The organism is Streptomyces hawaiiensis (assembly GCF_004803895.1).
Classification (GTDB): domain Bacteria; phylum Actinomycetota; class Actinomycetes; order Streptomycetales; family Streptomycetaceae; genus Streptomyces; species Streptomyces hawaiiensis.
In genome coordinates this window covers 7,473,221-7,496,024 of record NZ_CP021978.1, presented here as the reverse complement: position 1 = coordinate 7,496,024, position 22,804 = coordinate 7,473,221, and the positions used below count along the sequence as shown (strand labels likewise).

The window sequence follows — 22,804 nt, the reverse complement described above, 5'->3', positions numbered from 1 at the left end:
TAAGTGGACCTGCACTTCGGTGACAGCAAACCGACGGACGAGGAACGGGCGGCAGTCGACGCCCTGCTCGGGCCTCCGGAGTCCTCCTGGGAGGGCGCCGCCCGCGATGAGATGCGAGCCGCCGATCTGAGGTGGGCGCGTGGCGGGCGTGAGGCACGGGACCGCCGCGAGCTGCTGCTGCCGGGGCTGCACGCGATCAACGACCGGATCGGCTGGATCAGCGAGGGCGCCCTGGACTACCTGTGCCGGCGGCTGACGGTGCCGCCGGCGGAGGCGTACGGGGTCGCCACCTTCTACGCCATGTTCTCGGTCGAGCCGCGTCCGGCGACCGTGCTCCACGTGTGTACGGACCTGGCGTGTGCGGCGGCCGGGGCGCCGCAGCTGTGCGCCGGGATCGAGGAGCGGCTGGGCCTCGGCAGCGGCGTGAGTGTCGAGCGCAGCCCGTGCCTGGGCCTGTGCGAACGGGCCCCGGCCGCGCTGGCCGTCAAGGCCGGGGACCCCGTGCGTACGGCGGTCTCGGCGCCGGCGAGCGTCCAGGAGGCCGTGCTCGCCGCGAGTTCGCCCGGCTCCGCGCCCGAGGAGCCGCCGGTCGCGCTGGCGGTGCCCCAGGCGGGGCAGGACGGTCTGCTGCTGTTGCACCGCGTCGGCGTGGTCGACCCCGCGTCCCTCGACGACTACCGCGCCCACGGCGGCTACACCGCCCTGCGCCGGGCCTTCGAGCTGGGTCCCGCCGGGGTCATCCGCGAGATCACCGACTCGGGCCTGGCCGGGCGCGGCGGCGCCGCCTTCCCCACCGGCCGCAAGTGGCAGGCCACGGCGTCCCAGCCGGACCATCCGCACTACCTCGTCTGCAACGCCGACGAGTCCGAGCCGGGCACCTTCAAGGACCGGGTGCTCATGGAGGGCGACCCGTACGCGCTCGTCGAGGCGATGACGATCGCCGGGTACGCGACGGGGGCACACAAGGGCTATCTCTACCTGCGCGGCGAATACCCGCGCGCCCTGCATCTGCTGGAGCACGCGATCGCGCAGGCACGCGCGCGCGGACTGCTCGGCGACGACGTCCTCGGCCAGGGCTACGCCTTCGACATCGAGATCCGGCGCGGTGCGGGCGCCTACATCTGCGGTGAGGAGACGGCCCTGTTCAACTCCATCGAGGGTTACCGGGGCGAGCCGCGCTCGAAACCGCCGTTCCCCGTGGAGAAGGGCCTGTTCGGCAAGCCGACGGCCGAGAACAACGTGGAGACGCTGGTCAACGTCCTGCCGATCCTGACCATGGGCGCCCCGGCGTACGCGGCGATCGGCACCCCGCGCTCCACCGGACCGAAGCTGTTCTGCGTGTCCGGGACCGTGCAGCGGCCGGGTGTCTACGAGCTGCCGTTCGGCGCGACACTGGGCGATCTGCTCGCGCTCGCCGGGGTGCGTGACGGGCTGCGGGCAGTGCTGCTCGGCGGCGCGGCCGGCGGGTTCGTACGCGCCGACGAGCTGGACATCCCGCTCACCTTCGAGGGGACGAGGGAGGCCGGCACGACACTGGGCTCCGGAGTCGTCATGGCCTTCGACGACAGCGTGCCCCTGCCCCGGCTGCTGCTGCGCATCGCGGAGTTCTTCCGGGACGAGTCGTGCGGTCAGTGCGTGCCGTGCCGGGTCGGGACGGTACGGCAGGAGGAGGCGCTGCACCGGATCGTGGAGCGCACCGGCGTCGACGCCGCCGGCGACATCGCGCTGCTGCGGGAGGTCGGCCGCGCCATGCGGGACGCCTCGATCTGCGGTCTGGGGCAGACCGCGTGGAACGCCGTGGAATCCGCCATCGACCGTCTGGGGGCGTACGAATGACCGTCACACCGCTGGGGATCCCGCGCCGCATGCTGGAGTTCACCCTCGACGGCGAGGAGGCCCGGGTCCCCGAGGGCTCGACCATCCTGGACGCCTGCCGGGCGGCCGGGAAGGACATCCCGACCCTGTGCGAGGGCGACACCCTGCGCCCCAAGAACGCCTGCCGGGTCTGTGTCGTCGAGGTCGAGGGGCCAGGACGCTCGTCCCGGCCTGCTCCCGCAAGGCCGAGCCGGGCATGGAGGTGCGCACCGGCACCGAGCGCGCCCGGCACAGCCGCAAGGTCGTCCTCGAGCTGCTCGCGTCCTCGGTCGACCTGTCGACGACGCCGAAGGTCGCCGGGTGGCTCAAGGAGTACGAGGCGAAGCCGGACCGCTTCGGCCCGGACGCGGCGCGGCTGAACGAGGAGCCGAGGGTCGACAACGACCTGTACGTGCGCGACTACGACAAGTGCATCCTCTGCTACAAGTGCGTCGACGCCTGCGGCGACCAGTGGCAGAACTCCTTCGCGATCTCGGTCGCGGGGCGCGGTTTCGACGCCCGGATCGCCGTGGAGCACGACGCGCCGCTGACCGACTCGGCGTGCGTGTACTGCGGGAACTGCATCGAGGTGTGCCCCACGGGCGCGCTGTCCTTCAAGTCCGAGTTCGACATGCGCGCGGCGGGTACGTGGGACGCGTCGCGGCAGACGGAGACGACCACGGTGTGCGCGTACTGCGGAGTGGGCTGCAACCTGACGCTGCACGTGCAGGACAATGAGATCGTGAAGGTCACCTCGCCGCACGACAACCCGGTGACCCACGGCAACCTCTGCATCAAGGGCCGCTTCGGCTACCAGCACGTACAGAACCGGGGCTGATCAGGACATGGGACGAGTCACGGAACGACGCAAGGTGCTCCGCATCCGGGACGGGGTGGTCTCCAGCCGCCCGGACACGCTCGTCGCCGAGGAACCGCTGGAGATCCGGCTGAACGGCAAGCCCCTGGCGATCACCATGCGCACCCCGGGCGACGATTTCGCGCTGGCGGCGGGCTTCCTGGTGAGCGAGGGGGTGCTCGGCGGGCAGCGTGACCTGCGGAACATCGTCTACTGCGCGGGCGCCACGGCCGACGGGTCGAACACGTACAACGTGGTCGACGTGCAGACGGCCCCGGACGTGGTGATCCCCGACATCACGCTGGAACGGAACGTCTACACGACGTCCTCCTGCGGGCTGTGCGGCAAGGCGTCGCTGGACGCGGTGCGTACCACGGCCCGGTGGCCCGTCGCCGACACTCCCCCGCTCCGGGTCTCACCCGAGCTGCTCGCGGACCTTCCCGACCGGCTGCGCGCGGCCCAGCGGGTCTTCGACCGGACCGGGGGCCTGCACGCGGCGGCCCTGTTCTCGGAAGGCGGCGAGCTGCTGGACGTCCGGGAGGACGTGGGCCGGCACAACGCGGTCGACAAGCTGGTCGGCCGGGCCCTGCAGAACGGGGAGCTGCCGCTGTCCCGGGCGGTGCTGCTCGTGTCGGGCCGGGCCTCCTTCGAGCTGGCGCAGAAGGCCGTGATGGCCGGCATTCCGGTCCTGGCGGCGGTGTCGGCCCCGTCCTCGCTGGCGGTGGACCTGGCCGCCGAGACGGGCCTGACGCTGGTGGGCTTCCTGCGGGGCAGCTCCATGAACGTGTACGCGGGTGAGGACCGAATCGTCCTGCGGGCCGCGGCCGCCCAGGGCTGAGCAGGTCCTTCCGCGACACGGCGGCGGGGCCCCGACCGGCGGGGAGCGCCCCCTGCGCCGCAGGGGCCCCGTCTCGGCCTGCCGTCATGACCTCAGCCGGTCACGCCGGATATCCGCCGCAGCATGTCCGTGAACCGCTCCCGTTCGGCCGCCGACAGCGGGGCGAGCAGTTCGTCGTTGGCGGCGCGGGCCGCCACCTCGCAGCGCTTCAGCAGCCGGGCGCCCTCCCCGGTGAGGGACACCGCGTTCTTGCGGCGGTCCCTCGGGTCCGGCTCGCGTACCACCAGGCCGGCCGTCTGGAGGTCGTTGAGGACGCCGACCAGGTCCTTGGGGTCCAGCCGGACCCCGCGCCCGAGGTCGGCCTGGGCGACGGGGCCGAGGTCGCGGACCGCGGACAGCACCACGTGGTGCCACATCCGCATGTCCTCCTCGGCCAGCGCCTCGGCCACCAGGGCGCGGCCGCGGGCGGCGGCGCGGCCGAGCAGCCAGCTGGGCAGGGAGCGGATCGCGGGGAGGGGGGCTTCCGACATGGCCGCAGCCTAACCAAGAAATCGTTGGTTCTTCCTATGATCCTCCTATACCGTTGGGCCCCCCAACGAATCCGTCGGGACCACCGACGATCCCGGAGGTGCGATGCGCCGCGTCCGCTACGAATCCCGAGGCGGCCCCCTGTTCGTGGAGGAGGCGTCGCTCCCCGAGCCCGGCCCCGGAGAGCTGCTCGTGCGCGCGGAGGCGATCGGCGTCACGCTCCCGGTCGTACGCAAGGTCACCGAGGCGGCCGAGCCCGCCCCGCTCGGCGGCGAGATCGCCGGGGAGGTCACCGCCGTCGGCGAGGGCGTCACCCGCTACGGCACCGGCGACCGGGTGACCGGGCTGTGCCTCGGCCACGGCTACGCCGACTTCGCACTGCTGCACGAGGCCATGGCCTCCCCGGTCCCGCGGGACGCGAGCGCCCTCGACGCGGTCGCCCTGGTCCGCAGCGGCCTGGTCGCCCTCGGCGCCCTGGAGGCGGCCCGCCCCCAGCCGGGCGAGGCGGCCCTGGTCACCGCGGCCGCGAGCGGCGTCGGCCACCTGGCCGTGCAGCTGGCCGGGACGCGCGGCGCCGGACGGGTCGTGGGAGCCGTCTCCGACCCGGCCAAGGCCGACTTCGTCCGGGCCCTCGGCGCAGACCACGTCATCACGTACGGCGACGACAGCTGGGGCACCCCGGTCGACTACGCCCTGGACGCGGTCGGCGGCGAGCTGCTCGCCCCGGCCCTCGCCGCACTCGCCCCGGAGGGACGGCTGGTGGCGTACAGCTCGGGCGGCGGCACGATCCAGGCGCACGACCTGCTCCTGGGCGCCAAGTCGGTGATCGGGTTCCAGGTGGCCCGTATCGCCCGCGGGAGGCCGGAGTTGTACGAGCAGTGGCGCGAGGAACTGTGGCAGTTGTTCGCGGCGGGAGAGCTCAGGCCCGTCGTCCACGGGGAGTTCACCCTGGAGGACGCGGCCAAGGCACACGGGGAGATCGAGGGGCGGTCCAACCTGGGCAAGGTCGTCCTCATCCCCTGACGCACGCTTCTTGTGGGGGGTCTGTGAACCCAAGTACCGCCTGTCGCCCGCACATGGGACGTGGGATCTCCGAATGACCGGAAGTCTGTTCCATGTCCCGGTGGTCCAGCCGACAGACGCATGAAGGGCAGGTCGCACCATGCCGTCAAGTCTTCGCGCACGTCTGAGATCCACCCTGACAACCGCCCTCGCCGCCGGGGCGCTGCTCGCGCCAACCGCCCCGGCACACAGCCAGTCCGGCACGGCCTTACCGGAGTTCGAACAGCGGGTGCTCTTCAAGGCGTCCCAGGACCCGGGCTACGCCTGCTTCCGGATCCCGGCGATCGTGCGCACCACCGGCGGCACACTGCTGGCCTTCGCCGAGGGCCGCGTCCTCAACTGCGGTGACGCGGCCGACATCGACATCGTCCTCAAGCGCTCCACCGACGGCGGCCGAACTTGGGGCCCACTCCAGGTCGTCACCGAGGGCGCGGGCGACACGCACGGCAACCCGGCGCCCCTCGTGGACCGCAGGACCGGCCGGATCCTGCTGGCCGAGACGTACAACACCGGCCGCACGGACGCCGGCAACTGCACCGTCCCCTGCGACCGCACCCCGCACCTTCAGTACAGCGACGACGACGGCCGGACCTGGTCCGAACCGCGCGATCTGAGCGACGAGATCCTGCCCGAGCACTGGAACTCCTGGTACGCGACCGGTCCGGTGCACGGCATCCAGCTGACCCGCGGCAAGCACGCCGGGCGGCTCGTGTTCGGCGTCAACACCGAGACGTGGAACGGCAGCCGGGTCTCCGCCAACCACGCCGCGCTCATCGTCAGCGAAGACGGCGGCGACTCCTGGCGGGTCGGCGCCACGGACACCTGGCCCATGGCGCAGGACGGCATGTTCCGGCAGAAGCCGTCCGAGGTGACGCTCACCGAGCGCGCCGACGGCGCCCTGCTCGTCAGCGGCCGGGAACAGGACGGCACCGACCTGGGCCACCGCTCCCAGACCCTCAGCCTGGACGGTGGCGACAGCTTCGACACACCGTTCCGCGACCTCCCGGACCTGTACACGCCGCAGGTCCAGGGCGCGACGCTGCGCCTGGGCCACCGGATGCTGCTGTCCGCCCCGGCCGACCCCGACCGCCGCCGCACGATGATGGTCCGTTCCTCCTACGACGGCGGGCGCACCTGGGAGAGCGTGGACCGGGGCACGGTCGTCACCACGGACTGGTCCGGCTACTGCGACATGGCGGCCGTGGGCGACACGACGGTGGGCCTGCTGTACGAGGGCGGCGCGGTCGACGCCCGTGACGAGATCCGCTTCGCCCGCTTCACCGAGGACTGGCTGAAACCGCGCCGGGGCGCCGACCCGACCACGCGCGACGCGGCGGCGGGCGCCAAGCCCGCGGTGGTGCTCGGCGGTGCCGGGCGGACGGCCGGTGTCAGCGGCGGCGCGCTGTCCTTCGACGGCACCGACGACGCCGTACGCCTGCCCTACCGCTCTCGGCTCCCGCTCGGGGAGGGGGACTTCACGGCCTCGCTGCACTTCCGCTACACGGCCACGACCGGCGAGCAGCCCTTCCTGTGGATGGGCGGCATCGGCAGCACCCAGCCGCAGATCTGGCTGCGCGGGGAGCCGGCGAGCGACCGGGTCCGGGGACTGATGACCACCCGGTCGGGCGCGACGACCGTCAGGTCGGCCTCGGTCTGGACCGACGGCGCCCACAACGACGGCCGTTGGCACCATCTGGCGCTGCGCCGCGGCGGAGGGCGGCTGACGCTCTTCCTCGACGGCGAGGTGCTCGGCACCGCGGACGTGCCGGGCTCGGTCAGCCGCAACTCCCCGTTCGGCGTGCACATCGGCCAGCGCATGGACAGCCGGGCGTTCCTCACCGGGGCGATCGACGACGTCCGGGTGTGGGACCGGGCCCTGAGCGACAAGGAGCTGACCTCCGGCGCCTCGGGCGCGTCCTCCCGGGGCTCGGTGCTGTGGCTGCCCATGGACCAGGTGAGCGGCAGCAACTAACGTCACGAGGCGTGCCCGACGACTCAGGAGCAGCACGAGCACGACAGCGCACGGGAACCGGGATCGGCCTTCTGCTGGTCCTGGTGCTCGGCGCCGCCCTGCTCATCGCCCTGCCGGACGACGACGGTTCGAGCGACGACGGTGCCTGCCGGGGCCTCACGGTCGGCTCCTGGAAGGCGGACGACGGCCTCACCGCCGAGTTCGCCCGCTACGGCGACGACGCGAACCGCACCGACGACTGGACCGGGGGTGACGGCACCCACTCGGTGCGGCTGCCGGACGGCCGGGTGCTGTGGCTGTTCTCGGACACCTACCTGGGCCGGGTGTACGGCCCGCCCAACCCGCACGGCGAGTCCTACGCCTGGCGGGACGCCACCACGCCGCTGGTGCGCAACTCCGCCGTGCTGATGCGCGACGGCCGGCTCGAATCCACCCTGCCCGCCCCGCTGTTCGCCGACCCCGCGCCGAACCAGTGGCGCTGGCCGGTCGCCGCCCTCGTCGAACCCCGCTCCCCCGGCTCCTCGGAGCAGGTCGTGCGGGTGCTGCTGTGGGTGCGCACGGCAGGGCAGGCCCCGTGGATCTACGGGGTGCCCACCGCCACCGAGGTCGCCACCCTGTCGCTGCCCGGCCTGCGCCTGGAGTCGATCGTCGAGGTGCTCGACCAGCAGCCGGTCCCCGACCCTTCCCGGCGCGTGCTGTTCGGCACGACGCTGGTCGAGGAGGGCGGCTGGACCTATGTGTTCGGCGGCGACGACGGCCGGCCCGCCTCCCGTCCCGCCTCGCACGCGTACGCGGCCCGGGTACCGGAGGGCGGGCTCGCGGATCCGGACGCCTGGCAGTACTGGAGCGGCTCGGCGTGGGTGCCCGGCGCCCGCCCCCGGCCCGTGCTCGGGGACGGGCGGCGCACGGGCGTGGGCAGCGCGTTCACGGTCGTCCGGGACGGTGGCACGTACGTGCTGTTCACGATGGCCGCCGGCCCGAAGGGGCTGACCACGGTGGCGTCCTACTGGGCCTGCTCCCCGGCCGGGCCGTGGCACGGTCCGGCGAAGGAGTTCAGCCCGCCGCTGCCGCAGGGGCAGGTGGCCGCGTACAACCCGCAGGCGCATCCGGTGCTCAGCGGCGGCGGACGGCTCGTCCTGAGCTACGACGTCAACTGGCTGGAGACGACGGGCGCCGCCGCCCAGCTCAGCCGGAACGTGTCCCTGTACCGACCGCGGTTTTTGTCGTTGCGACTGGCTGCGGCGCGGTGACCTCGCTCGCCGCTTCCCGCGCGCGGCGCTTGGCGATCACCGCGCACACGATCAGCTGCGTCTGGTGGAAGAGCATCAGCGGCAGCACGGCGAGCGCCGCCTGCGCGCCGAACAGGACGCTCGCCATGGGCAGCCCGGCGGCCAGGGACTTCTTCGAGCCGGCGAACTGGATCGCGATCCGGTCCGCCCGGCCGAAGCGCAGCGCCTTGCCGCCGTACCAGGTGAGCAGCAGCATCACGGCCAGGATCACCGCCTCGACGACGAACAGGCCCCCCAGGCGCGCGGGGCTGACCTGGTGCCAGATGCCCTGGACCATGCCCGCGCTGAACGCGGTGTAGACGACGAGCAGGATCGAGCCGCGGTCCACCAGCCCGAGGACCTGCTTGTGGCGGGTGACGAAGCCGCCGATCCAGCGTCGCAGCAGCTGCCCCGCGAGGAACGGCACCAGCAGTTGCAGCACGATCTTCAGCAGCGAGTCGGCGGAGAACCCGCCGCTGCTGCCGAGCAGCGAGGCCGCGAGCAGCGGGGTGGCGATGATGCCGACGAGGGAGGAGAAGGAGCCCGCGCAGATCGCGGCGGGCACGTTGCCGCGGGCCATCGAGGTGAAGGCGATCGACGACTGGACGGTCGAGGGGACGAGCGTGAGGAAGAGCAGGCCCTGGTAGAGCGGGTGCGTCAGGATCACCGGCACCAGCCCGCGGGCCGCGAGCCCGAGCAGCGGGAAGACGAGGAAGGTGCAGGCCAGGACCGTGGCGTGGAGCCGCCAGTGCCGCAGGCCGTCGAGGGCCTCACGTGTGGAGAGCCTGGCGCCGTACAGGAAGAAGAGGAGGGCGACCGCGGCTGTGGAGGCACCGGAGGCGACATCGGCGGCCGACCCGCGCGCCGGGACCAGTGCGGCGAGGCCGACCGTCCCGAGGAGTAGCAGGATGTAGGGGTCGATCGGCATCCAACTCGGCCAGTGCAGGCGTTTCACGGTGCTCCACTTGCTGGGTACTTCGGTCGGTCCGGGGCCGCAGCGGCCCCCTTCCATCCTGCTCCCCTACCTGGCGATCGGGAATCCCGTATACGGCTCTCACTGCCATCACGTTCCGCGATAACCTGGGGGTCATGTACGACCCGTCCCAGCTGCGCACGTTCCTGTCGGTGGCGCAGACGCTGAGCTTCACGCAGGCCGCGCGGCGGCTCGGGCTGCGGCAGTCGACGGTCAGCCAGCACGTGCGGCGGCTGGAGGACGCGACCGGGCGGACGCTGTTCACCCGGGACACGCACTCGGTGGAGCTGACGGAGGACGGCGAGGCCATGCTCGGCTTCGCGCGCCGGATCCTGGAGGTGCACGAGCAGGCGGCGGCGTTCTTCACGGGCACCCGGCTGCGTGGCCGGCTGCGGTTCGGCGCCTCGGAGGACTTCGTGCTGACCCGGCTGCCCGAGATCCTCGAGGGCTTCCGGCACGAGCACCCTGAGGTCGACCTGGAGCTGACGGTGGAGCTGTCGGGCACGCTGCACGAGCAGCTGGCCGCCGGGAAGCTGGATCTGGTCCTGGCCAAGCGGCGGCCCGAGGACCCGCGGGGCGAGCTGGTCCGGCACGACCGGCTGGTGTGGATCGGCGCGGAACGCCTCCGGCTCGACCCGGACCGCCCGGTGCCGCTCATCGTCTACCCGCCGCCGGGCATCACCCGCGCGCTCGCTCTGGAGGCCCTGGAGCGGCAGGGCCGCCAGTGGCGCGTGGTGTGCACCAGCGGCAGCCTCAACGGCCTCGTCGCGGCGGCCCGGGCCGGTCTCGGCGTCATGGCCCATTCCCGCGGCCTCATCCCGCCGGGCCTGGTCCGGGTCCCGGACCGGGCGGGGCTGCCGGAACTGGGGCAGGTCGACTTCGTGCTCGTCCACGGCCGGCGCCGGCCCTCCGCCCAGGGCGCGGCGGACGCTCTGGCGGCGGCGATCCTGGCGGGCGGGGACCGGCTGCACCGCAGTGAGCGCAAGGGCCTGTGACGAACCGGAGTGACAGAATCCGCCGCCGTCCCGCTGACAGAGGAGAGCCCGCCCGAAGGCGCATCGCGCTACAGCCGGGCTCGTACAGATTCGGTGGAGATTACGGCACCGAAACTTACTCAACCGTCAGGATTGTGTCCGACCCTTCCCCATGTGAGCGCTTTTTCCCTCGCTGACCAGCGCAGACAAGAGCGATGCTCGCCTTCGTACCCCCTCCCGCCCCCTGGCCGGGTGGGGTAGCTTTCACGGCGCTGTGCGGAGTGTCACTCGACAGGAGCGCTGAGGAGCGGGGAGCGGGGTTTGCGCGAGTTCACCAACCCTCCGTTGGCGTTGGCACCTCCGGTGGGCGGTCTGGCCGACGTGGTCTTCGAGCATGCCCAGGAAGACCCGCTGTACATCGCGCTGGGCCGCAAGGACGAGTCCGGCCAGTGGCGGGACGTCACCAGCGCGGAGTTCCGCGACGAGGTGCTCGCCCTGGCCAAAGGCCTGCTGGCGAGCGGCATCCGGTTCGGCGACCGGGTCGCGATCATGTCCCGCACGCGCTACGAGTGGACCCTGTTCGACTACGCGCTGTGGACGATCGGCGCCCAGGTCGTACCGGTCTACCCGACGTCCTCGGCCGAGCAGTGCTTCTGGATGCTGTACGACGCCGAGGTGACGGCCGCGGTCGTGGAGCACGAGGACCACGCGATGACGATCGCCACCGTCATCGACCGGCTGCCCCAGCTGCGCCGGCTGTGGCAGCTCGACTCGGGCGCCGTGCACGAGCTCTACGATGCGGGCGCGCACCTCGACGACGAGGTGGTGCACCGCCACCGGCAGGCCGTCACACCCGACTCGGTCGCCACGATCATCTACACCTCGGGCACCACCGGCCGTCCCAAGGGCTGTGTCCTCACACACGGCAACTTCATGTACGAGGCGGACACCGTCATCGAGCGCTGGGAGCCGGTGTTCCACTCCAGGCGCGGCGACGAGGCGGCGACCCTGCTGTTCCTGCCGCTCGCGCACGTCTTCGGGCGGATGGTCCAGGTCGCGGGGATCCGCGGCAAGGTGAAGTTCGGCCATCAGCCGCAGCTGAACGCGGCGGCCCTGCTGCCGGACCTCGCCGCGTTCAAGCCGACGTTCTTCCTGGCGGTGCCGTACATCTTCGAGAAGGTGTTCAACGCGGCCCGCCGCAAGGCCGAGAAGGAGGGCCGCTCCGGCCCCTTCGAGAAGGCCGTCGACATCGCGATCAAGTACGCGGACGCGATGGAGGCCAAGGCCTGGGGCACCGGCCCCGGCCCGTCGGCGGGCCTGCGCATGCAGCACCAGCTGTTCGACAAGCTGGTCTACGCCAAGATCCGCGCCGCGATGGGCGGCCGCATCAAGCACGCCATGTCCGGCGGCTCGGCGATGGACCGCCGGCTCGGCCTGTTCTTCGCCGGCGCGGGCGTGCACATCTACGAGGGCTACGGCCTGACGGAGTCCACGGCCGCCGCGACCGCCAACCCGCCCGCGCGTACCCGCTTCGGCACGGTCGGACAGCCCATCCCCGGCATGACCGTGCACATCGCGGACGACGGCGAGATCTGGCTGCACGGCGAGAACGTCTTCCAGGGGTACCTCAACAACCAGAAGGCCACCGACGCGACCCTGCACGACGGCTGGCTCGCCACCGGGGACCTCGGCGCGCTGGACGGGGACGGCTTCCTCACCATCACCGGCCGCAAGAAGGAGATCCTGGTCACATCCGGTGGCAAGAGCGTTTCGCCCGGAGTGCTGGAGGAACGCGTCCGGGACCATCCGCTGGTCAACCAGTGCATCCTCGTCGGCAACGACCGCCCGTACATCGCCGCCCTGGTGACCCTCGACCAGGAGGCCGTGGAGCACTGGCTGGCCATGCGGGCCAAGCCACAGCTGTCCCCGGCGGAGCTGGTGCGTGACGCGGATCTGGAGACGGAGGTGCGCCGCGCGGTGGTCGCCGCCAACACCCTTGTCTCGCAGGCCGAGTCGATCCGCACCTTCCGCATACTGGCCCAGCCGTTCACGGAGGAGCACGGGTTGCTGACCCCGTCCCTGAAGCTGAAGCGGAAGGCGATCGAGAAGGCGTACGAGAACGAGGTCGAGGCGCTCTACCGGGCGTGACATGCGCCCCTCGGGGCAGGTGTGACTTCGGAATTCTCCCGTCAGGAATGCATCACCGCCCGTGATCGTTGACGATGGGAAGCACACCTGACCACTTACCGAAGGATCGAGAGCTCGTGAGCAAGGTCCCCCCGATCATCCTGAACAACGGCGTCGAGATGCCCCAGCTGGGCTTCGGCGTCTGGCAGGTGCCGGACGACGAGGCCGAGACGGCCGTCGCGGCGGCGCTGGAGGCCGGGTACCGCAGCATCGACACCGCGGCGATCTACGGCAACGAGGAGGGCACCGGCAAGGCCATCGCCGCCGCCGGTCTCCCCCGCGAGGAGCTCTTCGTCACCACGAAGCTCTGGAACGCCGACCAGGGATACGACTCCACGCTGCGCGCCTTCGACACGTCGCTGGAGAAGCTCGGCCTGGACTACGTCGACCTGTACCTGATCCACTGGCCGACGCCGGAGCGGGCTCTGTACGTCGACACCTACAAGGCGTTCGAGAAGCTGCACGCCGACGGCCGGATCCGGGCCATCGGTGTCTCCAACTTCCTTCCCGAGCACCTGGAGAAGCTGATCGGTGAGACGTCGGTCGTCCCGGCGGTGAACCAGATCGAGCTGCACCCCCACCTCCAGCAGCAGGCCGCCCGTGAGTACCACGCGGAGCGGGGCATCGCCACGGAGGCGTGGTCGCCGCTCGGCCAGGGCAAGGGCCTGCTGGAGGTCCCCGCGATCGTGGCCATCGCCCGCAAGCACGACCGCACCCCGGCCCAGGTGGTGCTGCGGTGGCACCTCCAGCTGGGCAACGTGGTGATCCCGAAGTCCGTGACGCCGTCGCGGATCAAGGAGAACATCGAGGTCTTCGACTTCAGCCTCGACGACGAGGACCTGGCGGCGATCAGCGCCCTGAACGAGGACCGGCGTCTGGGCCCGGACCCGGCGGAGTTCAACGGAGCCTGAGCCGCACCGGAAGCGCCCCGGTCCCGATGCCCTGGTGGGCCGGGACCGGGGCGCCACCGGTTCTCCGCCCGCTCGGACCGGCCGCCCGACCGGCCCTACGACCACCGCGTTGACGTCGTCCCCGTCCGGGCACTTTCGACGTCGAGGGCCGCCGACGCTACGCGGGCCGGACCGCCGTGTGCACCGTGTGGGCCTCCAGCACGAACACGTCCGGGCGGCGGTGCAGGCTGGCCTCGTCGTCGGGGTCGAGCAGACGGTCGACGGTCGCGAGGTCCTCGGCGTCGAGCCCCTCGGCGAGCTTGTCGCGCATGTGCGACAGGGACGCCACGACATACGCACGCGCCCGGTCCGAGGCGGGCGCCGGGAGGTCGAGCAGGAAGCTGTGCGTCCTCGTGTGCTTGAGGCCCGCGGCGGCCAGCAGCACCGGCCAGTCCTCCGTCTCGGCGACGTGCCCGGGCAGCTCGGTGCGCATCCGGGTGAACCACTCCGACTCCACGGCGTCGATCCGCGCCTGGAGGCCGGGCCTGCCGATGCCGATGTCGCGCGGCAGGAACCGCGGGGGCAGACCGCCCTCCAGGAGAGCCAGCGTGCCGCCGGGTGCCAGCCGTGCCGCGAACGCGGCGAGTGCCGCCCGCTGGTCGCCGAGGTGGTGCAGGCTGCGACTCGCCCACAGCAGGTCCGCCGGATAGTCCAACTCGCCGAGGACATCGGGGAGTTCCCCGGCCAGGGTGCTGAAGCGGTCGGCGACCCCCTGCCGCTCGGCCCGCGCCCGGGCCCGTTCGAGCAGCGGCTCGGAGCCGTCCACGGCCACGATCCGCGCACCCGGGAACGTCTCCGCGAACAGGCACGACACGACGCCCGGCCCGCTGCCCGCGTCGACGATCAGGCCCGGCTCGGTCACCTCCTTCGCCAGCCAGCCCAGTGCCCGCTCGTACAGGGGCGCGAAGAGCTCCGCCGAGGACTCCAGCATCGGGCCCATCTCGGCCCAGTCGAGGTCTGTGTGGCCGTGATGACGGCCGTGCTCAGGCTTGTGGTCGTGGTCGTGGTCGTGGTCGTGCCGGTGCGCCATGGTGGTCAGCCTCTCGCTCGGATGCGGTCAGCGTGCGCCGACGCACCGGGCTGAGGCCACTGCTGTTGCCGGTCCCGCAAAATCCGCCGGGGCCCGAGCCCCGGCGGATCCGCGGATCAGCACGGACAGGTCAGGACAGCGGCGGGTACGCGTTCTGCATCAGCTGCCGGAACTGGGCGGAGAACCAGTGCCCGGACAGCGGCGCGTCCGGCAGGGCACCGGACATGTTGTTGTTGTTGCGCGGGTTGCCCTCGTACGTCGGGTCGCACATGCGGTCGAAGCCCTTGCCCTCAGGGTTCGGGATCTCCTTGCTCGCGCCGTCGGACTCGCCCGGGGGCTTCATCCACACGTAGGCGTCGATCCCGGCGGCCGGGCTGGCCTGCGGCCGCTCGCCGAGGCCGGCTCCGGACTGGTTGCACCAGTTGCCGGGGTTGATGCGGCGGTCGTAGCGGCCGCCGTCGACGTAGGTGTCGACGGAGGTCTGGGCGCCGGGGCCGGTGGGCCGGGCGGCGCCGCCCCAGCCGTTGCGGGAGGTGTCGATCAGCATGCCGATGCCGGAGTTGAAGCCGGCCGAGACCAGCTGGTTGCGGAACGCCTGGGCGAAGGACAGCTCGTCGACGTAGCGGTTCCAGTCGACCCACTTCGACTCGCGGACGGACTTGCCGGCCACGTTGTCGCCGATGGAGAAGTGATCCTCCTTCAGGGCGCTGTAGTTCGCCGTGTTGGTGATGAAGCCGTGGACGTCGTTGACGGTCGCGCCCTCGGCGGTCGCCGCCTCCTTGAACAGGGTCGCGGAGGGACCGAAGTTGTCGTCCCAGCCGATCCAGCCGTGGTGGCCGGCGTCGACGTAGTTGTAGACGTTCGGCACGTCACCGAGCTTGTTCAGCGCGTATCCGACGCCCTTGATGTAGTTGCCGTTGGCCTTCATCACGTCGCACTGCGGGGTGGCCGTCGGGCGGCTGCCGGTGTTGGTGACGAGGTTCGGCAGCGAGTCGATCTCGACGGTGGTGACGATCCGCAGCGAGGAGTACTTCGCGTCGGCGAGGATCGCCTTGATCGGGTCGATGTACTGCGTCTTGTACTTGTCGATCTCGTCGGGCTTCAGCTCGCCGTTGGAGGCGAGGGCCGCGCAGTCACGGCCGGGCAGGTTGTAGATGACGAGCTGGACGACGAGTTCGCCGGAGCCCTTCTGGCGCAGCGCCTCGTCGAGGTGGGCGCGCAGGCCCATGCCGCCGTTGACGCCGTTGATGGCCGCGGTCCGGTCCAGCCAGACACCCGTGGGCTGGTTGGAGATGCGGCTGCCGCCCGGCTCGGCGGCGGCCTTCGCGGACCACTCGGGGTTCACGTACACCTTGGCGCCCTCGTAGGGGTTGTTCACCCGGTTGGCGGGGCCGCCCGGGTCCGGCGGATCGGTGGGTCCGCCGGGGCCGCCGCCGTCGTCGACGTTGCAGGTCACGCCGTCGAGAGTGAAGGTGGCCGGGATCGCGTTGCTGCCGCTGTAGCTGCCCTGGAAGCCGAAGCTGACCGAGCCGCCGGTCGCCAGCTGGGCGTTGTAGCTCTCGTTGGCGGCGGTGACGGCGGCCCCGCTCTGGCTGAGTTTGGCGTTCCAGCCGCTGGTGACCTTCTGGTTCCCGGCGTACGACCACTTCAGCGACCACGAGGACTTGGCGGCGCTGTTGTTGGTGAGGGTCACGGCGGCGGTGAAGCCGGTGCTCCACTGGTTCTGGATCTTGTAGTCGACGGTGCAGGGAACGGCGGCGATGCCGGCATTGCCCGGGTCGACGGCGAAGGCGGTGCCGGTCGCGCCGGCGACCAGGGTGATGGCGGCCAGTAACGCGGTTCTCGTACGGCTCATGAGTGGGGGTCCCTCTTCCGTTGGGTTCCTTGCGATTTCCGGGGTTCCGTGGGGGGTCTTCCGGTGCGGTGAGGATTTCGCGGGCATGCCGGAGCCGGTGCGGCGCCTTACGCGGCCGAGGCGGGGCGGCAACTGTCCGCCGCACGCGGCGTCTCGCGCCGGCGGCGGCTCAAAGTACTGAACGCGGGGGGTGTCGCATGAGCGACTCCTTGCAGGTCGGGCGTGCCGTGACGGACGCGTCGACTGATGGAACCGCTCCCACTGGTGTCAAGGAAGGTAGCGCCAAGTGACAGTAAAGAACAGGGGAGTTACTGACTTTTGCTCAACGCGCGGCATCGAATCTTTTCGACTCTTCAAGGACCTTGACCGATACCTGACGTGTCCTCACTATGGGAGCGCTCCCACTGGTTCAAGCCTTGACTTCTCCGAGCCGCAAGGAGGAACCAGCACCATGCATCCCCCACCCCGGAGACGCGGAGCGGTACGGCGGTTGTGGACCGCCGCCCTCGCAGCTCTCGCACTTCCGTTGACGATGCTCTCCTCAGGGTCGACTCCCGCGCAGGCAGCGGCACTTCAGTGCAGTGTCGACTACAAGACGAACGACTGGGGCTCCGGTTTCACGGTGGACCTGACCCTCACCAACCGCGGCACGGACGTCATCGACGGCTGGACGCTGACCTACGCCTACGCCGGCAACCAGCGGCTGGGCAACGGCTGGAACGGCACCTGGTCGCAGTCCGGCCAGAACATCACCGTGAAGAACGCCTCCCACAACGCACGGGTCGCCGCGGGCGCCGCCGTCTCCACCGGCGCCCAGTTCTCCTACAGCGGCGGCAACACCGCGCCGACGTCCTTCTCGGTCAACGGCACGCCCTGCACCGGCGCGCACCAACCGCCGATCGCCGTGCTGACCAGTCCGAGCGCGGGCGCCGTCTACACCCAGGGCCAGGCGGTGCCGCTGGCGGCCACCGCCGCCGCCGCGGACAACGCCACGATCAGCAAGGTGGAGTTCTACGACGACACCAAGCTGCTGGGCACGGACACGAGCGCGCCCTACGCGCTGTCCGTCTCAGACTTGACCGTGGGCAGTCACTCCCTGGTGGCGAAGGCCTACGACAGCATGGGCGCCTCCGCCGACTCCACCCCGGTCGGCATCACCGTCGCCTCCGGCCCGACCGTCGTCGCCTCGCCGCTCCAACTGGGCGTCCAGTCGGGCAAGTCGGGCACTTACGAGGTGAAACTGTCCAAGCAGCCTTCAGCGAACGTGACGGTGGCCTCGGCCCGAGCGAGCGGCAACTCGGGTCTTTCGGTCTCGGCCGGCGCCTCGCTGACCTTCACGCCGCAGAACTGGAACACCGCGCAGAAGGTGACCGTCACCGCCGCGGGCTCCGGTAGCGGATCCGCCGTGTTCGAGTCGACGGCGCAGGGCCACGCCAAGGCCTCGGTCACCGTGACACAGCTGGCGGCGGCGAAGGTGTACGACGCCCGCTTCCTGGAGCTCTACGGGAAGATCACCAACCCGGCGAACGGCTACTTCTCCCCCGAGGGCATCCCCTACCACTCGGTCGAGACGCTGATCGTCGAGGCGCCGGACCACGGCCACGAGACCACGTCGGAGGCGTACAGCTACCTCCTGTGGCTCCAGGCCATGTACGGCAAGGTGACGGGTGACTGGTCGAAGTTCAACGGGGCGTGGGAGCTCATGGAGAAGTACATGATCCCCACCCACGCCGACCAGCCGACCAACTCCTTCTACAACGCCTCCAAGCCCGCCACCTACGCGCCCGAGTTGGACACGCCGAACGAGTATCCGGCCAAGCTCGACACCGGTGTCTCGGTCGGCCCCGACCCGATCGCGGGCGAGCTGAAGAGCGCGTACGGCACGGACGACGTCTACGGCATGCACTGGCTGCAGGACGTGGACAACGTCTACGGCTACGGCAACTCGCCCGGCAAGTGCGAGGCGGGTCCGTCGGACACCGGCCCGTCGTACATCAACACCTTCCAGCGCGGCTCGCAGGAGTCGGTGTGGGAGACGGTGCCGCAGCCGACCTGTGACGCCTTCAAGTACGGCGGCAAGAACGGCTATCTGGACCTGTTCACCGGTGACGCCTCCTACGCCAAGCAGTGGAAGTTCACCAATGCGCCGGACGCCGACGCGCGGGCCGTACAGGCCGCCTACTGGGCGGATCTGTGGGCGAAGGAGCAGGGCAAGGGCGGGGACGTCTCCGCGACGGTCGGCAAGGCCGCCAAGATGGGTGACTACCTGCGCTACTCGATGTTCGACAAGTACTTCAAGAAGATCGGCAACTGCGTCGGGCCGTCGACCTGTGCGGCCGGCACCGGCAAGGACGCCTCGATGTACCTGATGTCCTGGTACTACGCGTGGGGCGGTGCCACCGACACCTCGGCCGGCTGGGCCTGGCGCATCGGCTCCAGCCACGCCCACGGCGGCTACCAGAACCCGCTGGCCGCCTACGCGCTCGCCAACTACGCCCCGCTGAAGCCGAAGTCGGCGACGGGTGCGGCGGACTGGGCCAAGTCCCTGGACCGGCAGCTGGAGTTCTACCGCTGGCTGCAGTCGAACGAGGGCGCCATCGCCGGTGGCGCGACCAACAGCTGGGCGGGCCGGTACGCGACCCCGCCCGCCGGGAAGTCGACGTTCTACGGCATGTACTACGACGAGAAGCCCGTGTACCACGACCCGCCGTCCAACCAGTGGTTCGGCTTCCAGGCGTGGTCCATGGAGCGCGTCGCCGAGCTGTACCAGCAGACGGGGAACGCGAAGGCCAAGACGGTCCTCGACAAGTGGGTCGACTGGGCGCTGTCCAAGACCACGTTCAACCCGGACGGCACGTTCCGCATCCCGTCGACGCTCCAGTGGTCGGGCCAGCCCGACACCTGGAACGCCTCCAGCCCCGGCTCCAACAGCGGGCTGCGCGTCACCGTCGCCGACTACACCAACGACGTCGGTGTGGCGGCCGCGTACGCCAAGACCCTGACGTACTACGCGGACCGCTCCGGTGACACGGAGGCCGCGACGGCGGCGAAGAAGCTGCTGGACGGCATGTGGGCGAACCACCAGACCGATCTGGGGATCGCCGTCGCGGAGAACCGCGCGGACTACAACCGGTTCGACGACCCGGTGCACGTCCCGAGTGGCTGGACGGGCACGATGCCGAACGGTGACGCGATCAACTCGTCGTCGACGTTCGACTCGATCCGCTCCTTCTACGAGGACGATCCGGCCTGGTCGAAGATCGAGAGTTATCTCGCGGGCGGTGCGGTGCCGTCGTTCACGTACCACCGGTTCTGGGCTCAGGCGGACATCGCGCTGGCCATGGGCTCGTACGCGGAGCTTCTCGAATAACCCCGCCGGACGCTCCGCGGGTGGGGCCGTGCTCGACTGCGGGTCCGTCGTGGTTGGTCGCGCAGTTCCCCGCGCTCCCGAGCAGCGTCCGAAGCTCCGCGTTCGTGGTCTCGTCACCTGACGACGAGGCCGACCGGCCGGGCGGTCCCCACCCGCACTGGGGGCCGCCCGGCCCTCGCACGTTCCCCCTCACGGAAGGACCCCCACCGTGCGAAGAACCCGTATCCTCACGGCGGTGCTGGCGCTGGCGGCCGGTCTGCTCTCGGGTGCCCCCACCGCCCTGGCCGCCGATCCTCCGGCGACGAAGCTCGCCGCGGACACGTACACCTGGAAGAACGCCCGGATCGACGGGGGCGGGTTCGTACCCGGCATCGTCTTCAACCGCTCCGAGAAGAACCTGGCCTACGCCCGCACGGACATCGGCGGTGCCTACCGCTGGCAGGAGTCCTCGAAGACCTGGACGCCGCTGCTGGACTCGGTCGGGTGGGACGACTGGGGGCACACGGGCGTCGTCAGCATCGCGTCCGACTCCGTGGATCCGAACCGGGTGTACGCGGCGGTCGGGACGTACACCAACGACTGGGATCCGAAGAACGGCGCCGTCATGCGCTCCGCCAACCGGGGCGCGAGCTGGCAGAAGGCGCATCTGCCGTTCAAGCTGGGTGGCAACATGCCGGGGCGGGGCATGGGCGAGCGGCTGGCCGTCGACCCGAACCGCAACAGCGTGCTGTACTTGGGCGCACCCAGCGGCAAGGGACTGTGGCGGTCGACGGACTCGGGGGTCACCTGGTCGCAGGTGGCGAACTTCCCCAACGTGGGCGACTACGTGGCGGATCCGAGCGACACGTCCGGCTACTCCAGCGACAAACAGGGCATCGTCTGGGTCACCTTCGACGAGTCCACCGGCACCGCCGGGAACCCTACGAAGACGATCTACGTCGGGGTCGCCGACAAGGACAACGCGGTGTACCGGTCGACGGACGCGGGCGCGACCTGGCAGCGGCTGGCCGGGCAGCCCACCGGCCACCTCGCCCACAAGGGCGTCCTGGACGCGAAGAACGGCCACCTCTACCTGGCCTACAGCGACAAGGGCGGCCCGTACGACGGCGGCAAGGGCCAGGTGTGGCGGTACGCGACCGGGACGGGGACCTGGACGAACATCAGCCCGGTGGCCGAGGCCGACACCTCCTACGGCTTCAGCGGGCTGACGGTGGACCGGCAGAAGCCGGGCACGGTCATGGCGACCGCGTACAGCTCCTGGTGGCCGGACACGCAGATCTTCCGCTCCACGGACAGCGGTGCGACCTGGAGCAAGGCCTGGGACTACACGTCGTATCCGAACCGCGAGAACCGCTACACGATGGACGTCTCCTCCTCGCCGTGGCTGACCTGGGGCGCGAACCCGCAGCCGCCCGAGCAGACGCCGAAGCTGGGCTGGATGACGGAGGCCCTGGAGATCGACCCGTTCGACTCGAACCGCATGATGTACGGCACGGGTGCGACGATCTACGGCACCGAGAACCTCACGAACTGGGACAGCGGAAGCAAGTTCGCCATCAAGCCGATGGTCCAGGGCCTGGAGGAGACGGCGGTCAACGACCTCGCCTCTCCCCCGTCGGGTGCCCCGCTGCTGAGCGCGCTGGGTGACATCGGCGGCTTCCGCCACACGGATCTGACCAAGGTCCCGCCGATGATGTTCACGCAGCCGAACTTCACGACGACGACGAGCCTGGACTTCGCCGAGTCGAACCCGAACACCGTCGTCCGGGTGGGCAACCTGGACTCGGGCCCGCACATCGCGTTCTCGACGGACAACGGCGCCAACTGGTTCGCCGGGACCGACCCTTCGGGCGTGAGCGGTGGCGGCACGGTCGCCTCGGCGGCCGACGGCAGCCGGTTCGTCTGGAGCCCCGAGGGCGCCGGCGTGCACCACACGACGGGCTTCGGCACGTCGTGGCAGGCCTCCTCCGGGATCCCCGCCGGGGCGATCGTCGAGTCGGACCGGGTCGACGCGAAGACTTTCTACGGCTTCAAGTCCGGGAAGTTCTACGTCAGTACGGACGGCGGGGCGACCTTCAAGGAGTCACCGGCCACCGGCCTGCCGGGTGGTGACAGCGTCCGCTTCAAGGCGCTGCCGGGCGGGAAGGGCGACGTCTGGCTGGCGGGTGGCGCGACGGACGGCGCGTACGGCCTGTGGCACTCCACGGACGGCGGGACGAGCTTCACCAAGCTCTCCGATGTCGAGCAGGCCGACACCATCGGCTTCGGCAAGGCGGCGCCCGGCGCCTCCTACCAGACCCTCTTCACCAGCGCGAAGATCGGCGGCGTGCGCGGCGTCTTCCGCTCCACGGACAAGGGCGCGAGCTGGACACGCATCAACGACGACGCCCACCAGTGGGGCTGGACGGGTGCGGCGATCACCGGCGACCCGCGGGTGTACGGCCGTGTCTACGTCTCCACGAACGGCCGGGGCGTCATCTACGGTGACAGCTCCGGCGGCGGCACGACGGATCCGGGGCCGGGCCCCGACCCGACCCCGACCGGCGCCTGCAAGGTGACGTACAAGGTCACCAGCCAGTGGTCGGGCGGCTTCCAGGCGGACGTCCAGCTCACCAACACGGGCACCGGCGCCTGGAACGGCTGGTCCCTGAACTGGACCTTCCCCGACGGCCAGAAGCTGACCCAGGCGTGGAACACCGAGGCGGCACAGTCGGGTTCGGCGGTGACGGCGAAGAACGTCGGCTGGAACGCGAACGTGGCGGCGGGTTCATCGGTGAGCTTCGGCTTCACGGCGAACCGGTCGGCCACGAACACGAATCCGGCCGCCTTCAAGCTGGGTGATCAGACCTGCACGGTTGCGTGACCGGGCGGTTCGAGGGCGTGTACCGAAAACGGTATGCGTCCTCTCCGCATGCCAGAACCGATCACAAGTCACGCAAGGCCGTCCTGGTACCCGCCACCGCCGTCGTCCTCTTCATCGGCGTGGGCATCGGCTCCGCCGGGAACGGCGGTGACGGCGGTGACGGCGGTGACGGCGGTGACGGCGGTGACGGCGGTGACGGCGGTGACGGCGAGAAGACCGTACCG

14 protein-coding genes and 1 pseudogene are annotated in these 22,804 nt (G+C 70.9%); 11 read left to right on the top strand and 4 right to left on the bottom strand.

What is annotated here, in order from left to right; genetic code table 11:
- Window positions 1–3: 3 nt before the first annotated feature.
- The 3 genes and pseudogenes from CEB94_RS34250 (at window position 4) to fdhD (ending at window position 3,548) form a co-directional block, all read left to right on the top strand.
- On the top strand, window positions 4–1,836 hold the full coding sequence (locus tag CEB94_RS34250) for an NAD(P)H-dependent oxidoreductase subunit E (RefSeq protein ID WP_175435828.1): 1,833 nt from the start codon (window positions 4–6) through the stop codon (window positions 1,834–1,836).
- Window positions 1,833–2,692, top strand: a pseudogene (locus CEB94_RS34245) (2Fe-2S iron-sulfur cluster-binding protein). Before CEB94_RS34250 ends, CEB94_RS34245 begins: the two are co-directional and overlap by 4 nt.
- A gap of 7 nt (window positions 2,693–2,699) precedes the next feature.
- A complete protein-coding gene (gene fdhD / locus CEB94_RS34240; protein ID WP_175435827.1) occupies window positions 2,700–3,548 on the top strand; it encodes a formate dehydrogenase accessory sulfurtransferase FdhD in 849 nt (282 codons plus the stop codon).
- Between the two features lie 92 nt (window positions 3,549–3,640).
- Here fdhD and CEB94_RS34235 read toward each other — a convergent pair whose 3' ends face one another.
- Window positions 3,641–4,078, bottom strand: coding sequence for a MarR family winged helix-turn-helix transcriptional regulator (locus tag CEB94_RS34235; protein ID WP_175435826.1), 438 nt, complete (start codon window positions 4,076–4,078; stop codon window positions 3,641–3,643).
- A gap of 103 nt (window positions 4,079–4,181) precedes the next feature.
- On the opposite strand from CEB94_RS34235, the gene CEB94_RS34230 reads away from it, so the two are divergent.
- The 3 genes from CEB94_RS34230 to CEB94_RS34220 all read left to right on the top strand — a co-directional run bounded on the left by CEB94_RS34230 (window position 4,182) and on the right by CEB94_RS34220 (window position 8,360).
- Window positions 4,182–5,099 carry a quinone oxidoreductase family protein gene (locus CEB94_RS34230; RefSeq protein ID WP_175435825.1) on the top strand — a complete coding sequence of 306 codons (918 nt, stop codon included), beginning with the start codon at window positions 4,182–4,184 and terminating at the stop codon, window positions 5,097–5,099.
- 139 nt (window positions 5,100–5,238) lie between these two features.
- Window positions 5,239–7,110, top strand: a complete 1,872-nt coding sequence (locus tag CEB94_RS34225; protein WP_175435824.1) for a sialidase family protein — start codon at window positions 5,239–5,241, stop codon at window positions 7,108–7,110.
- Between the two features lie 11 nt (window positions 7,111–7,121).
- Window positions 7,122–8,360, top strand: a complete 1,239-nt coding sequence (locus CEB94_RS34220) for a DUF4185 domain-containing protein (RefSeq protein WP_175435823.1) — start codon at window positions 7,122–7,124, stop codon at window positions 8,358–8,360.
- Here CEB94_RS34220 and CEB94_RS34215 read toward each other — a convergent pair.
- Window positions 8,296–9,306: a bile acid:sodium symporter family protein gene (locus tag CEB94_RS34215; protein WP_175437288.1), complete on the bottom strand. Its 1,011-nt coding sequence runs from the start codon at window positions 9,304–9,306 to the stop codon at window positions 8,296–8,298. The two genes, CEB94_RS34220 and CEB94_RS34215, sit on opposite strands and share 65 nt — an antisense overlap.
- A gap of 161 nt (window positions 9,307–9,467) precedes the next feature.
- On the opposite strand from CEB94_RS34215, the gene CEB94_RS34210 reads away from it, so the two are divergent.
- The 3 genes from CEB94_RS34210 (at window position 9,468) to CEB94_RS34200 (ending at window position 13,423) form a co-directional block, all read left to right on the top strand.
- Complete coding sequence (locus CEB94_RS34210) at window positions 9,468–10,346, top strand: LysR substrate-binding domain-containing protein (RefSeq protein ID WP_175435822.1); 879 nt, start codon at window positions 9,468–9,470, stop codon at window positions 10,344–10,346.
- A 300-nt stretch (window positions 10,347–10,646) separates the two neighbouring features.
- Window positions 10,647–12,473, top strand: a complete 1,827-nt coding sequence (locus CEB94_RS34205; protein ID WP_175435821.1) for an AMP-dependent synthetase/ligase — start codon at window positions 10,647–10,649, stop codon at window positions 12,471–12,473.
- A gap of 158 nt (window positions 12,474–12,631) precedes the next feature.
- Window positions 12,632–13,423 carry an aldo/keto reductase gene (locus tag CEB94_RS34200; protein ID WP_218945978.1) on the top strand — a complete coding sequence of 264 codons (792 nt, stop codon included), beginning with the start codon at window positions 12,632–12,634 and terminating at the stop codon, window positions 13,421–13,423.
- Window positions 13,424–13,580: 157 nt separating this feature from the next.
- Here the strand turns inward: CEB94_RS34200 and CEB94_RS34195 are convergent, their stop codons facing one another.
- Both CEB94_RS34195 and CEB94_RS34190 read right to left on the bottom strand, forming a co-directional pair.
- Window positions 13,581–14,492, bottom strand: a complete 912-nt coding sequence (locus tag CEB94_RS34195) for a class I SAM-dependent methyltransferase (RefSeq protein ID WP_175435819.1) — start codon at window positions 14,490–14,492, stop codon at window positions 13,581–13,583.
- A gap of 130 nt (window positions 14,493–14,622) precedes the next feature.
- The gene (locus CEB94_RS34190; protein ID WP_175435818.1) at window positions 14,623–16,347 is read right to left on the bottom strand and encodes a glycoside hydrolase family 6 protein; all 1,725 of its coding nucleotides are present in this window, start codon (window positions 16,345–16,347) and stop codon (window positions 14,623–14,625) included.
- 451 nt (window positions 16,348–16,798) lie between these two features.
- Between CEB94_RS34190 and CEB94_RS34185 the strand changes: the two genes are divergently transcribed.
- Window positions 16,799–19,717: a glycoside hydrolase family 48 protein gene (locus CEB94_RS34185; protein WP_175435817.1), complete on the top strand. Its 2,919-nt coding sequence runs from the start codon at window positions 16,799–16,801 to the stop codon at window positions 19,715–19,717.
- Window positions 19,718–19,925: 208 nt separating this feature from the next.
- A complete protein-coding gene (locus tag CEB94_RS34180; protein WP_175435816.1) occupies window positions 19,926–22,580 on the top strand; it encodes a cellulose binding domain-containing protein in 2,655 nt (884 codons plus the stop codon).
- Window positions 22,581–22,804 lie beyond the last annotated feature (224 nt).